Below are 13,479 nucleotides of genomic sequence, written 5' to 3' on the forward strand. Positions count from 1 at the left end.
CTAATACCATGAGTGAAAACAAAAAAGATTCTGCTAATCCAGTTTTAACATTTGAAGGAAAGAAGTATTTGATAAATGAACTTTCAAATGACATAAAAGAATCTATAAAGGGATTACAAATAGCAGAAACGCAACTTAAAATGCATGAAGATACTCAGAAATTACTTTCAATTAGTAGAAACTATTTAGCGAATCAATTAAGAGAAAAACTAAAAAACTTAGAGTAAAATTCTAATAATTATGAATTTCTTGTAAAGAGTAAGTATCAATATTATTAATTTGCAAAGCTTTTATTGCTTTAATTGCTGCCTTTGCCCCAGGAATGGTTGTAAAAGTAGGAATATTATATTCTAAAGCAGCACGTCTTAGATAAGTGTCGTCATGAAGAGCCTGAGAACCTATTGGAGTATTAATTATTAATTGAACTAATCCAGAACGAATTAGGTCCTCTATATTTGGTCTCCCTTCATGTACTTTTAGTACTTCTTCAACTTTAATCCCTAAATCTAACAAGTATGCAGCTGTTCCTTTTGTTGCAATTAATTTAAATCCTAAAATCAAAAGTTCCCTAGCAATTTCTTCAAGATTTTTTTTATCTAAGTCATTAGTAGACAAAAAAGCTACTCCTTCTGAAGGAACACCATTTCCTGCTGCTAATTCCGACTTAGCATAAGCAATTCCGAAATCCTTAGCTAAACCCATTACTTCTCCAGTAGATTTCATTTCAGGACCTAGGAGTGTATCAGATCCAGGAAATCTTTTAAAAGGTAAAACAGCTTCTTTTACTGCTTGATATTTTGGAGAAAATTCTTTGGTGAAATTAATATCTTCTAATGTTAAACCTTGCATTAATTGAGTAGCTAATTTTGCAACTGGTTTACCAATAGCCTTTGAAACAAATGGTACTGTTCTTGAGGCTCTTGGATTTGCCTCAAGAATAAATAGTTTGGTTTCTTTATTGTTTAAATTTATCACTGCAAATTGCAAATTTATCAAGCCAATAACATTCAGTCTTTTTGCAATTAATTTAGTCCAAAGTTTTACATTATCTATAGTTGAAGCCGATAGAGAAATTGCTGGTAAGCAACAAGCCGAATCACCAGAATGAATTCCTGCAGGTTCCACATGTTCCATTAGACCAGCAATGACAACTGATCCTTCTGAATCACATAAAGCATCAACGTCTATCTCAATAGCATTATTCAAATATTGATCAAGAAGAATTGGATGGTCAGGTGATACCTTAACTGCTTCAGAAATGTATCTTGATAATTCACTTTCATCTTTAACAATTTCCATTGCCCTACCGCCTAAAACATAAGAGGGTCTTACAACTAAAGGGAATCCAATATTCTTTGCTACCACTTGTGCTTCGTTTTGATTGCGAGCAATACCGTTTAAAGGTTGTCTAATACTTAATTCTTCGAGTATTTTTGTAAATTCCTCTCTGTCTTCTGCTATATCAATGGAGATTGGAGAAGTTCCGAGAATTTTTGAACCAGTTTTGAACCCATCATCAGTTTTAAGCCATTCAAATAAAGGTAATGATAATTTGAGAGGAGTTTGTCCTCCAAATTGAACGATCAATCCATAAGGATTTTCAGCTTCTATTATATTGAGCACATCTTCCAAAGTAACAGGCTCAAAATATAAAATATCACTGGTATCGTAATCGGTTGATACAGTTTCTGGGTTGCTATTAACCATTATTGTTTTGTAACCATTTGTTGAAGCTTGATATGAAGCATGACAACAGCAGTAATCAAATTCTATTCCCTGACCAATTCTGTTTGGACCTCCTCCAAGAATCATAATTTTTTTGGAATTATTATTTTCTGAAATCTCGCAATCAAGAATTTCGGTATTCAAGTTAATAAAACTTTCTTCGTAAGTTGAATAATGATAAGGAGTCGAAGATGAGAACTCTGCTGAACAAGTATCAACTGTTTTATAAATTGGCATTATATTTAAACTTTTTCTATATTTTCTAACTTCATAAAAATTAGTATTAGTTAAATTTGCTATCTGTTGATCAGAAAAGCCTAATTGTTTAGCATGTAGCATCAAATCCCTATCAAGATCATAAAGCTTTTTTGCTTTCAAAAATTCAAGTTCAAAATTATAGATATTACGTAGTTTCTCTATAAACCATAAATCTATATTAGTAACTTCATGAATATAAGAATTAGTTTTGCCAAACTGCATAGCTTTTTTAACTATAAGAATTCTTTCAGAAGTTGGGTTCCTTAAACTATTCCTCATGTGATTCTCGTCATTAAATTCTTCTAACGAATCACATTCCCATCCAAAAATGCCTATTTCTAAGGACCTTAATGCTTTCTGAAATGATTCTTCAAAGGAACGCCCGATTGCCATTGACTCACCTACGGATTTCATAGCAGTACTTAGGGTATTTGAGGAGCCTTTAAACTTTTCAAAGGCAAATCTAGGAATTTTGGTAACGACATAATCAATTGAAGGTTCAAAACATGCAGGTGTTTTTTTTGTAATATCATTAGTTATCTCATCGAGTGTATAACCAACTGATAATAAAGCTGCAATCTTAGCTATTGGGAATCCAGTTGCTTTACTTGCCAAAGCAGATGATCTACTCACACGAGGATTCATTTCAATAACAATAACTTCTCCATTAGATGGATTTATTGCAAATTGAATGTTACTTCCTCCAGTTTCAACGCCTACCTCTCTAATGATTTTCAATGACAAGTCCCTCAGTCTCTGATATTCCTTGTCTGTGAGAGTTTGGGCGGGAGCTACAGTAATAGAATCTCCAGTATGAACACCCATGGGGTCTAAATTTTCAATACTGCAAACTATTACGACATTATCTGCAGTATCTCTCATTACTTCTAATTCAAATTCCTTCCATCCGATGAGTGATTTCTCAATCAATATTTGATTACTTGGACTTTCCTCTAAACCTGTTTTACACAATTCAACAAATTCTTCAAGGTTAAAAGCGATTCCACCTCCTACCCCACCAAGAGTAAATGCAGGCCTAATTATTAGAGGATAAGAATTAATTTTTTTTGATACGTCTTTTGCTTCACTTAGGTTTGATGCAATTCCTGATGGGCATACATTTACATTTATTTTTTCCATTGATTCCTTAAACAATTTCCTATCTTCAGCTTTATTAATAGCTTTTAAATCAGCGCCAATTAATTCAACTTTATTTTTTTTTAAAAAATCTGATTCTGATAATTTAACCGCAAGGTTCAAAGCAGTTTGACCTCCCATAGTGGGTAAGATTGCATCAGGTTTTTCTCTTAAAATGATCTGAGAAACAATTTCAGGAGTTAATGGTTCAATATATGTTTTACTTGCAATCTCAGGATCAGTCATTATCGATGCAGGATTTGAATTTATTAAAATAATTTCGTAACCAGCTTTTCTTAAAGCTTTGCAAGCTTGGGTGCCAGAATAATCAAATTCGCATGCTTGTCCTATAACAATTGGTCCTGAACCTAGAATAAGTATTTTTTTAAGATCACCTCTTTGAGGCATAATTAAAAACCTTTATTTATTTTATGCTACTTATAAATTATCAGATGTTAATCAAGTTACTTGAAAAGCAACATTTGTTTCTATAGTATTGAAAGAAAATTAATTTTTTATGAGCGAACTTCAGCGACTTAAAAGTTTGTTGCCTCCAGAAAATGAAAGTTGGGTATTTGTTGAAGCTGCTGCTGCTATCGATCCACCTTTAATAACACTTGAGGAAATTGGTCGCGACGAAGTTGAAATACAAATAGATCTAGACGAATGGGATAACTTTGCAATTGACCATAGAAATTTATTATTTTGGCACGAGGTAGGGAAAATTCAAAATGACACAATTCCTAGAGATGGATGGGAAATGGCTGCTCTTGCTATAGGACTTGGAGGAGCAATAGGGGAATTGTGGGTACAAGATGGGCTTTTATTATTACTTGCTCTTGGTTTATCGAGTTTTGCAGGATATAGATTATATTTAAAAAATAATTCCGAAAAAAAACTTCAAGATGCTATTTTTGCGGACGAAAGAGCTATAGATCTTGCTTGTAGATTTGGGTATAGTATCCCAAATGCTTATAAAAGTCTTGGAGGAGCACTAAAGGAATTAATCGAGAAAACTAGAAAAAAGAAACGAAGAAGTTTTTTTGAGGACAGATTAGATGCCCTAAGAAAAAGTGCTGAAAAAGCTAGATCAGAATTATCTCAGCAAGAAGGTTCAGAGAAATCAGTCTCGAGCGAAAATGTATATGGACAATAAACGTTTGGTTTTAATGGCAGCTAAAGCTTGTGATGAAAAAAAGGCAAAAGATATAAAACTTATAAAAATTGACAAGGTATCTTTCATAAGTGAATGGATATTAATTGCAGAAGGATTATCTGATGTACAAGTTAGATCTATAACTAACTCAGTTGAGGGAGAGCTGAGAGAGAAGGCTAAAATTGAACCGATACGAAAAGAAGGTGTTAACGAGGCGAAATGGGCTTTACTTGATTATGGAGATTTAATTGTAAATATTTTTCAACCAGAAATAAGAAAATTTTATGACCTTGAATCATTCTGGAGTAATGGGGTTAATCTTACATTTCCATAATTTTCATTATATGAACGAATCTAAATGTCCAGTTCCTAGAGAGCAACAGCCTACAAATGAATTTATTGAATTATCAAAATCTATAATTTTTTCTTGGCCAAAAACAAAAAAAACATTAATCATCATATTGCTTAAATTTTGGGTTGTTGCTTTTGTTCTATTTCTAGTTATTTCTTCAGGAAGTATCTATTTCAAAACGTCCCTCTTAAAATATATTCTATTAAGTGTTTTTAGTAGCTTATCAATACCTCTCATAATTACTATCAGGTTATATCTTGGTTGGAGACATGTTTTTAAGAGATTGACATCTGAAAGAGTTGAGTATGAAGAATCCGGTTGGCATGACGGTCAGGTATGGCTAAAACCGTTAGTTTTAAAAGAAAAAGAATCACTTATTGCCTCAGTAGAGGTGAAGCCTATTTTAAAAAATTTAATTCAAACTATTTCAATTATTTCAATCTTAATTTTATCTGGCACTTTACTCTTTCAATATAACAATTTCTAGATGAGTTTAAACTTCAAAAACCTATATACATCAAACAATCCTCCCTTACAAGCCACCTTAATGAGAGGTTCAAATATTGAATCTATCCATAAAATTCATGCTGTCATTAGTGATAAAAAAGGGAGGGTTTTAATGTGTGCAGGCAATCCAGAATATAAAAGTTTCATAAGGTCAGCATTAAAGCCTTTTCAGGCAATACCATTTGTTAGCAGTGGAGCAGCAGCAAAAATCAATAATGATTCAAAATCAATTGCATTAGCATGTGGTTCACATAGTGGATCAAAACTTCATTCAAGAGAAGCCTTCAAAATTTTATGGGAATATGACATCGACATTAATAATCTAAAATGTCCAAAAACAAAGACAAGTCCTTTAGAACATAATTGCTCAGGTAAACACGCTGCTTTTCTAGCTACGTGTAAAAAAATGAATTGGCCACTAGATAGTTACTTAAAGGGAGATCATCCACTTCAAATTGAAATATTCAGAATTGTTTCTGAATTACTTGAAATTCCTAGATCTGAAATAAACGCAGAACGTGATGATTGTGGTGCTCCAACTCTTTACTTAAAACTAATAGAAATGTCCAAGTTATATTCTCTTCTTAGTAGTTCTGAAAATGCTGAATTAGAGCAAATTAGTAGAGCTATGACTACTAATCCAATAATGATAAGTGACAACAATAAATTTGATACTGAAATAATCAAGGGTTCTCATGGACAAGTCATAGGTAAAGGTGGTGCTGAGGGAATACAGTGCTTATGTAAGGTAAATGAAGGGATAGGACTTGCCTTGAAAGTAGAAGACGGTTCAAAAAGAGCTAAGCAAGCTGTGAGTCTTCACTTATTAAAACAGTTAGAGTGGATTTCTGATTTAAGAATTCAAGACATTGAAGAAAAGGTGTTTAATTTTTCTGAAGGAGTTCGAATTGAAGTTGAAGGTCAATTAAAATTCCAAGAATCCTAAATAATTAGAAAAAATAACACTTTCAGATGTATGCTATGTATATGACGCGGGGTAGAGCAGTCTGGTAGCTCGTCGGGCTCATAACCCGAAGGTCGGAAGTTCAAATCTCCCCCCCGCCACCATTTATAAGCAGCTTTAAGGCTGCTTTTTTAGTTTTTGCAGTAAATTTGCAGCAATCAATACAGAATTTATAAACTGAAAATTTTTATATCATATTGAAAGAAGCTTATTGGTAAATATTAGAGATCCTTTTGCATGGAGAATTTCAAATCAACTCTCACAAATAAACCAATTATGATAAAGAATATTCCAATGTAAGAATTTAAAGTCAGTTCCAAATTATTTAATACAGTTTCTTTTGAAATTTTAACTCATAAATCATTTCTAATAAATAGTTCAAAAAAAAGAATTTAAAAAAATCATATTATTCCTTTTTTTATTAACTAAGTATCTTATTTAAAGTATATTGACATTTATAAATTAAGAAATACATGCAGAACTTACTACAGCGTGATCTAGGTTCAATCTTGCTCTCGATAGCTGTTATTTTAGGGTGGCTAGGGTTGTTCTTTGTCTTCTTAAGAATATTAACAGTTACAATAAAGAGAATCCTTGAAGCGATTTTCAAAGAATCTTAATAATTTAGATTAATCAATAGTACGTAAAGAGCCACATAATTCGTCTATCAATAAGTATAATGACCTAAAAATGTCAATTTTAGATAAAACTAAAATAGGAAATTCTGTTCAAGTCAATTTAGAGCTATCAAAGGATAGGCTTACCAAAGATATTATTGAAGCTATAAGTGTTTCTTCAGTGGGAAAGATAAGTGATTTTAGAATAACTGATGGTAAAGGTATAGGAGTCGTTTTGCAATTATCTAATGGAAAAGAACAATGGTTTTTTGAAGATGAAATTGATCTTCTCGACGAAAATGGTGATGTAATAAAAAAAATTAATGAAAAAATAGAAAACAATAATTTTATATTCAATATTTTAAAAGACTTAAATTATGAAAATAAAAATAAGGTTAATGAATTATTAAATCCATTAAACTTTTTTCTATGGTTAGTTGTATCGTTTAAAGATATTTTTTAAATCATAAATTTTTTATTCTAAGATGGTGAGGATTTAAAAATTCAAATAAAAACAAAAAAATATTTTCAAAATTGAAATGGATAAAAATATTATCGATGTAAAAAATTTGTCCAAGTCATTTAATATCTCTTCTAAAGAACCAGGAATCAAAGGTACAATTAAACATTTTTTCAATAGACGAACACAAAGTTTAAAAGTTATAAAAGATATAAGTTTTGAAATTAAAGAGGGAGAAATAGTAGGTTTTCTAGGTGCTAATGGAGCTGGGAAAACAACAATTTTAAAAATGCTCTGTGGCTTAATTTATCCAAGTCAAGGTTCAATTTTAGTTTCAGGATACTTACCCTTCAGAAGAAAAGAAAATTTCCTAAAAAATATAACCTTAATAATGGGTCAAAAACAACAACTTATTTGGGATCTTCCACCAATAGAGTCATTTTATTTGAATGCATCAATATATGACTTAGATAAGTTCGAAGCAAAAAAAAGAATAAAAAAATTATCAGACATGCTTGAAATTGGTGAAGAGCTTTTCATTCCTGTTAGAAAATTATCACTGGGTCAGCGTATGAAGTCAGAATTACTAGCAGCATTGATACATGAACCAAATATTCTATTTTTAGACGAGCCAACACTTGGTTTAGATATCAATGCACAAAGGAATTTAAGAAAATTCCTTCAAAAATATAATGAGGAAACTAATGCAACGATTTGTTTAACGAGTCATTACATGAAAGACATTACATCTTTATGCAAGAGGGTTATATGTGTTCATAATGGATCCATCTCTTATGATGGAAAACTTGATCTATTATTAAAAAAATTATCTCCTGTCAAAGAAATATTAATAGTTTGCAGCTCAGAAGAAGATGCAAATAAATTAGAAAATTCAGGATTTAATGTTAAAAATAAAGCAAAGAATGAAATCACAATAATAATTGACAATAACTCAATTACATCTTCATTGAAAACAATCCTAAATAATTTTGATATTGAAGACCTTTATATAAATGAACCCCCCATAGATGAAATTATTGGGAAAATATTAATTAAAAAAAATTATGATATCTAGCTTGATTAACAGAAAAATTTTCACTTTATTAAAAGTGCAATATTCAAACATGCTGGAATACAGGGTAGAGATCGCATTATGGGCGATTTCAGGGATTATTCCCTTTTTTATGTTAAATATATGGACAAATAATAACCTTAATGAATCCATAAACATAAGTAATATTATGCTTTCGAGGTATTTTTTGTGTGCATTTTTTGTAAGGCAGTTTTCAGTAGTTTGGGTAGTATTTAGCTTTGAAGAAGATACTCTTATGGGGAAAGTATCTCCTTATTTAATTCAACCTTTAAATCCATTTTTTAGGTATTTTGCACAACATCTAGCGGAACAAATAACAAGATTTCCTTTCGCTTTGATAATATCATTTTTCTTTTTTATATTTAATCGAGAAAGCATATGGATCCCAAGTTTAAGTATTTTTTTATTATCTATAATATCGACTTTCTTATCTTTCTTGATTCAATTTTTAATTCAATCAATAATTGCATGTCTATGTTTCTGGACGGAAAAAGCATCATCAATTGAAAGATTGTTATTTATCCCTACATTATTTCTCTCAGGTCTTTTAGCACCAGTTGCTTCCTTTCCAGAATATGTGAAATCCTGGATTTATTTAACCCCTTTTCCTTATCTAATTGACTTCCCTGCAAACTTACTATCAGGAAATGCGACAAATATTATTGGAGGATTTAGTATGCAAATATTATGGATTCTTTTTCTTTTACCATTATTTAGAAAAATATGGTCGTCAGGAACCAAAAAATATACCGCCATGGGATCATGAAAACAAGAAAATATTTAAAAGTTTACAGAAAATTTTTACATACTTCTCTAGCTTCTGAATTGGAGTATAAAACGAATATATTAATTGATTTAGTTACTGCAATTTTAAGTTTAATAGGGAGTATTTTTTTATTATCAATTTTCTTTCAAAACAATAACAGTATTGGAGGCTGGGAATTTGAACAGGCACTAATAATTCAAGGTATTTATACAATATTAAATGGGATAACCAATACATGGTTCAACCCTAATCTTACAGAAATAGTTAAACACATAAGAGAAGGAACCTTAGATTTTGTACTTTTAAAACCTATTGATAGTCAATTTTTTATTTCCTTAAAAAAATTAACTCCTTCTGGCTTTTTAGAAATAATGCTTGGATTTTTCTTATTGTTATACTGCATCAAAATAAATCAAATAAATTTCAATTTAAGTTTTCTGATTTTATCTTTGATTACCATAATATGTTCAATTTGTATTTTATATAGCTTATGGTTTTTTATTTCTACAACAACTATTTGGTTTGTGAAGACGTGGAACGCAACAGAAGTATTAAGATCATTCCTTTATATTGGAAGATTTCCTTTGAATTCATTTTCATTTACTCTTAGAATTTTTTTTAGTGTATTTGTTCCTATTGCATTTATAACCACAATACCTTCTGAGGTTTTCCTAGGTATTTCTGAAATATGGAAAATATTGCTCGAAGTTTTTGTTGCTATGGTATTTCTTTTTACTTCTAGAAAGTTTTGGTTATTTGCATTAAGATTCTATTCTTCAGCCTCTAGCTAAATTTTATTTAACGAACTCCTTACAAAATTCCCAAATTCTTTGTTTACTTTTCAGATTAGAAAGCCTTGCAAGTTTCTTGAAATTAGATTTTGTTTTTTCAACAGATAAAAGTTTACAGTTGTAGTCAATTAGATAATGTCTTGAAATTATTCTTAATTTAAATGAAGCATCACATAAGATAATAATTAAAACAAGTGCTGAAATAGTCCTCAAAGCAAGTGAAAATTTCTCTAAATAATTTTTATTTTCCGTTTTTAATTCAAACTTCATTATTTAACTATATGCTGAGGGCACTTAATTGCAGCAATTGCCACAGCTGTAACTTTAAAATTTTCTGATTTCTCAATGACCTTTTTAACTTCTAATGGTCCATATTTATTACTTGCATCACTGTATGAAAGAAGTAAAGATTTATAATTATCATGACCTACATCTCTATATTTACAGAAATTATCTCCAACATAGTTTAGAAGGGTTAGTAATGTTAATTCAATCATTTATGCTTTTTAATCAACAAAGTTCTTACGAATAATACAATGCATGTCCTCTATAACAAGTTTAATTACTAAAAAATACTTTAAATCATGAAATATGATAATTATTAGCAAATTTTAAATTTAAAAAATCATTTCAATATCACAAGAGACACATAGGTGAAAATTATTAAAACACTATCTGTAGTGTAACTCGATCAATCATAAAGCACTATAGATAGGGGGTTGCAATTTTTGAGAAATTGGTTTAAAAATAAGGTTCCCCATCACCCGGCCTTACATTTGTAAGGCCTTTTTTTTTTCTTTTATAAATAAGGATAAAAATTAAAGTATTTATATGCAATAATTATTTTTTAAAGCTAGGATTTTCAAAATAACATAATTAGATATATTTTTTTTTAAGAAACGTACGAAGATGTACATAGAATAGTTCCTTACTTTTTAATCATAGTTTGATAAAAAACTGTTATTATTAACTAAATGTCAAGAATATTATGCATAGACAAGATGCAATTTACCTTGATCAACTATGTCCCAAGATAAGCAATAAAACTTGGAGAGAATCACTTAATAAACTTACAAAATATAAATGCATTTACTGCGGCAAACCCTCAGAATCACTTGATCATCTTCAACCAATGTCAAAAGGTGGTACAAATAGTACAAGTAATTGCGTACCATGTTGTTTGTCTTGCAATGGTAATAAGTCAGATTCAGAAGTTCTTAATTGGTATAGAAAACAAAATTTTTATGATCCTAGGAGGGCTATGGCAATTCGCGCATGGTTTAATGATGATTTAAGATTAGCTTCCGTTCTATTAAAAAACTTAAATTGAATAAAGGAATTGTAAATTTGTTTAGATTCAGAAAATTTCTTTATCAGGGTTAAATATAGTTTCCTAAATGAACAGATTATCTTATTTAAATTATTTTTTCTTCGAAAGACATTTTACTGTTCTTGAAAATTGCAATATTAGAGTAGTCTTCTCTCCACAATATTGGCGAATCTATAACCTTTCTCTCGGGTGATTTTACTGAAAAAATCAAGCCAAATACAAAAAGAACTGTAATCAAGATTATAGTTACTACTAATTTGTCTGAGATATTATTCATATACCTTAATCTATCTAGAGAAATTTATGTCAGGAGTTGTTTTTTCATAAATTTCAAGAAAATAAGATTTAAAATAATTAACTCCCTCCTTTCCAATTAGTCCAAATGACCATCCACAATCATTTACTACCTGTAATGAAATTTGATTTGCCAGATCATCTTTCTCAATCCATTTTTTTTGGGGATTGTAAGAAAAAGATATAATATTTTCAGTTTTAACTATTGCCGATTTCATTGCTTCATCTTTAGAAAACCCATTTTGAATAGATTTACAATATTTTCTCGAAAAATTATTAGAGATCCTATTTTGGAGCAAACTCACACTAGGATCTGAAGTATCAAACGCTAAACCTATTGACGGAAAAAATAAATGATTTATAAAGATAAATAAACCCAAAAGGAACTTTAACAATACTTATTAAGATAATATTTATAAATATCATAATAGTTTTTTTTTAGTATTTTCAATTAAATCGTGTAGTTTTTAGAAACAAAATTAAATTTCAATTTATTAAATTATAAAAGTAATGAGATAAGTTCAGCAATAATAGTTTGAGGTTTATTCGACTACTAAATATGTACGAACCATTAATGACATTGCTATTCTTTCCTGACTGGACAAATGGATTACCTTCAGACTTTTTAATACTTCATTTTTTTGTAGGAGCTGTGATTTTTCCATTCAACATGATTCATGCTAAAGCAAGAAAAATTGACAGTCAGAATCCTCAGGAAGCAGCTAATGGATATAAGAATTCAGACAATACCACTTTCTTTGGTTACGAAGAAATCAATTAAATTTGACTGAAAGTTTTTCAAGGAAGTTCTGAATTGATGATAATTTCCCTTAATACAGCTTTAGATCTCAAAATTTTCAGTCCTAGTGAACCCATAGGTATATTGATACTTTTTTTAGGATTAATATTTACTGGTATGATTTTCTACATTATTTATGCTGTAAGCACTAATAAAGAATCTCTAGAAGATAAAAAAATAAGAACAAAAAAAGAATCTTTGCAAAAAGAGAAAATCGGAAAATTGTTTCCTAAGAAAAAATAAATTTAATTGTTTTATTACTACTAAGAAATCTATTTATATTATTTATTATCAAATCTGTAGGATCCAAAAACATTAGTTTTAGCTCGTCTAAATTAAACATCTTCATAAAGCCTAATCTTAACATCTCAATTATTTATAAGAGTATTTAATTATTTTTTATGAAGCAAAAATATTTTCATATCTAGAAATAAATGTTAAAAATGAAGAAATGATTTTATATTTTGGAGAATTTAGCTCAATATCTATACCTTGCTAGTGGTTTAAATAATGGAGAAGGGTTTTGGATTGTGGGAATAAAAAATTGCGATGAAATGATTCTTGAGGATAAAAATCTTTTAGATTGCCATAGAAAAGAATTAATTGGAAATGAATCAGCTAAAGATATTCTTTTAGCAATTAACTTAAACATAAATAATTTATTAAATGAACTAAAGGACAAAAATTTTTTAATTAAAAAACCTAAAATGGGAATCTCATTTGATATACCTTTAGAAATATTGGAAAATATTTTTGATTTTTGGTTAGATATTTATAAAAATCAAGAGGCATGGGAAGCTTGTCTAGGTCTTCTTAAAGTTAGAAAAAGGATTTCCCTCACAAGCCTAATTGAAAGCCAGAGTTTGAAGGGTAACTCTAAAAAATGGGCTATAAAAATTGAAACTTTACATAGTTATGTACCTTCTTCACTTGGGATTGAGAAATTAAATGAGCCCATGTGGGAATGATTTTATCTTTAAATACTCAAAATATTTACTTAGTAGAATATTTAAGTAAAAATAATATTACCTAATAATTTAAAAATGAACAAGCCATATTCCTTTAGTATTGATCAAATGAACGGGATTGTCGAGGATACATATTCCAAGATAATAAATGAATGTGAAAATTTAAAGAAAAATACTAATTGTCCAAATGAACAGGTTGTAGCACTTTTAAGTGTAATTGCATCAAATTATGCAACTACAACAGAAAAAAAAGGAAATTAAG

Annotated in this window: 19 protein-coding genes and 1 tRNA gene; 15 read left to right on the forward strand and 5 right to left on the reverse strand. The window is 29.6% G+C overall.

Annotated features, from left to right (window positions below; translation table 11 throughout):
* Positions 1 to 8: 8 nt before the first annotated feature.
* Entirely contained in the window at positions 9 to 227 is a 219-nt protein-coding gene (locus HA140_RS05145; RefSeq protein WP_209040060.1) for a DUF6447 family protein, read from the forward strand.
* A gap of 4 nt (positions 228 to 231) precedes the next feature.
* Here the strand turns inward: HA140_RS05145 and carB are convergent, their stop codons facing one another.
* A complete protein-coding gene (carB, locus tag HA140_RS05150; RefSeq protein ID WP_209040061.1) occupies positions 232 to 3,528 on the reverse strand; it encodes a carbamoyl-phosphate synthase large subunit in 3,297 nt (1,098 codons plus the stop codon).
* 109 nt (positions 3,529 to 3,637) lie between these two features.
* On the opposite strand from carB, the gene HA140_RS05155 reads away from it, so the two are divergent.
* The 9 genes from HA140_RS05155 to HA140_RS05195 all read left to right on the forward strand — a co-directional run bounded on the left by HA140_RS05155 (position 3,638) and on the right by HA140_RS05195 (position 9,826).
* Complete coding sequence (locus tag HA140_RS05155) at positions 3,638 to 4,276, forward strand: DUF3318 domain-containing protein (protein WP_209040062.1); 639 nt, start codon at positions 3,638 to 3,640, stop codon at positions 4,274 to 4,276.
* Positions 4,266 to 4,610 carry a ribosome silencing factor gene (rsfS, locus tag HA140_RS05160; RefSeq protein ID WP_209040063.1) on the forward strand — a complete coding sequence of 115 codons (345 nt, stop codon included), beginning with the start codon at positions 4,266 to 4,268 and terminating at the stop codon, positions 4,608 to 4,610. Before HA140_RS05155 ends, rsfS begins: the two co-directional genes overlap by 11 nt.
* 10 nt (positions 4,611 to 4,620) lie before the next feature.
* Positions 4,621 to 5,115, forward strand: a complete 495-nt coding sequence (locus HA140_RS05165; protein WP_209040064.1) for a CGLD27 family protein — start codon at positions 4,621 to 4,623, stop codon at positions 5,113 to 5,115.
* Complete coding sequence (locus tag HA140_RS05170) at positions 5,116 to 6,081, forward strand: asparaginase (protein WP_209040065.1); 966 nt, start codon at positions 5,116 to 5,118, stop codon at positions 6,079 to 6,081. It begins immediately after the preceding gene.
* Between the two features lie 45 nt (positions 6,082 to 6,126).
* Positions 6,127 to 6,203, forward strand: a tRNA-Met gene (locus HA140_RS05175).
* A 586-nt stretch (positions 6,204 to 6,789) separates the two neighbouring features.
* Positions 6,790 to 7,179, forward strand: a complete 390-nt coding sequence (petP, locus tag HA140_RS05180; RefSeq protein WP_209040066.1) for a cytochrome b6-f complex subunit PetP — start codon at positions 6,790 to 6,792, stop codon at positions 7,177 to 7,179.
* Positions 7,180 to 7,255: 76 nt separating this feature from the next.
* The gene (locus tag HA140_RS05185; protein WP_209040067.1) at positions 7,256 to 8,251 is read left to right on the forward strand and encodes an ABC transporter ATP-binding protein; all 996 of its coding nucleotides are present in this window, start codon (positions 7,256 to 7,258) and stop codon (positions 8,249 to 8,251) included.
* Positions 8,241 to 9,035 carry an ABC transporter permease gene (locus HA140_RS05190; RefSeq protein WP_209040068.1) on the forward strand — a complete coding sequence of 265 codons (795 nt, stop codon included), beginning with the start codon at positions 8,241 to 8,243 and terminating at the stop codon, positions 9,033 to 9,035. The genes HA140_RS05185 and HA140_RS05190 overlap by 11 nt, the downstream gene beginning before the upstream one ends.
* Positions 9,032 to 9,826, forward strand: coding sequence for an ABC transporter permease (locus HA140_RS05195; protein WP_209040069.1), 795 nt, complete (start codon positions 9,032 to 9,034; stop codon positions 9,824 to 9,826). The genes HA140_RS05190 and HA140_RS05195 overlap by 4 nt, the downstream gene beginning before the upstream one ends.
* Positions 9,827 to 9,829: 3 nt before the next feature.
* On the opposite strand, the gene HA140_RS05200 is transcribed toward HA140_RS05195, so the two are convergent.
* Complete coding sequence (locus tag HA140_RS05200) at positions 9,830 to 10,096, reverse strand: hypothetical protein (protein ID WP_209040070.1); 267 nt, start codon at positions 10,094 to 10,096, stop codon at positions 9,830 to 9,832.
* A complete protein-coding gene (locus HA140_RS05205) occupies positions 10,096 to 10,323 on the reverse strand; it encodes a hypothetical protein (RefSeq protein WP_209040071.1) in 228 nt (75 codons plus the stop codon). The genes HA140_RS05200 and HA140_RS05205 overlap by 1 nt, the downstream gene beginning before the upstream one ends.
* Positions 10,324 to 10,814: 491 nt before the next feature.
* Between HA140_RS05205 and HA140_RS05210 the strand changes: the two genes are divergently transcribed.
* Entirely contained in the window at positions 10,815 to 11,156 is a 342-nt protein-coding gene (locus HA140_RS05210; RefSeq protein ID WP_209040072.1) for an HNH endonuclease, read from the forward strand.
* Positions 11,157 to 11,241: 85 nt separating this feature from the next.
* Here the strand turns inward: HA140_RS05210 and HA140_RS05215 are convergent, their stop codons facing one another.
* Positions 11,242 to 11,433, reverse strand: a complete 192-nt coding sequence (locus HA140_RS05215; RefSeq protein WP_209040073.1) for a hypothetical protein — start codon at positions 11,431 to 11,433, stop codon at positions 11,242 to 11,244.
* A 10-nt stretch (positions 11,434 to 11,443) separates the two neighbouring features.
* Positions 11,444 to 11,845 (reverse strand): hypothetical protein, encoded by a 402-nt coding sequence (locus HA140_RS05220; protein WP_209040074.1) that lies wholly within the window; start codon positions 11,843 to 11,845, stop codon positions 11,444 to 11,446.
* Between the two features lie 164 nt (positions 11,846 to 12,009).
* On the opposite strand from HA140_RS05220, the gene HA140_RS05225 reads away from it, so the two are divergent.
* From HA140_RS05225 to HA140_RS05240, 4 genes are all read left to right on the forward strand, one after another.
* On the forward strand, positions 12,010 to 12,231 hold the full coding sequence (locus tag HA140_RS05225; RefSeq protein ID WP_209040075.1) for a hypothetical protein: 222 nt from the start codon (positions 12,010 to 12,012) through the stop codon (positions 12,229 to 12,231).
* 36 nt (positions 12,232 to 12,267) lie between these two features.
* Positions 12,268 to 12,492: a hypothetical protein gene (locus tag HA140_RS05230; RefSeq protein WP_209040076.1), complete on the forward strand. Its 225-nt coding sequence runs from the start codon at positions 12,268 to 12,270 to the stop codon at positions 12,490 to 12,492.
* 221 nt (positions 12,493 to 12,713) lie between these two features.
* Positions 12,714 to 13,217 (forward strand): josephin, encoded by a 504-nt coding sequence (locus HA140_RS05235; protein WP_209040077.1) that lies wholly within the window; start codon positions 12,714 to 12,716, stop codon positions 13,215 to 13,217.
* Between the two features lie 75 nt (positions 13,218 to 13,292).
* Positions 13,293 to 13,478, forward strand: coding sequence for a hypothetical protein (locus tag HA140_RS05240; RefSeq protein WP_209040078.1), 186 nt, complete (start codon positions 13,293 to 13,295; stop codon positions 13,476 to 13,478).
* Position 13,479: the final 1 nt, after the last annotated feature.

The organism is Prochlorococcus marinus CUG1417 (genome assembly GCF_017695975.1).
Taxonomy (GTDB): Bacteria; Cyanobacteriota; Cyanobacteriia; order PCC-6307; family Cyanobiaceae; genus Prochlorococcus_A; species Prochlorococcus_A marinus_AG.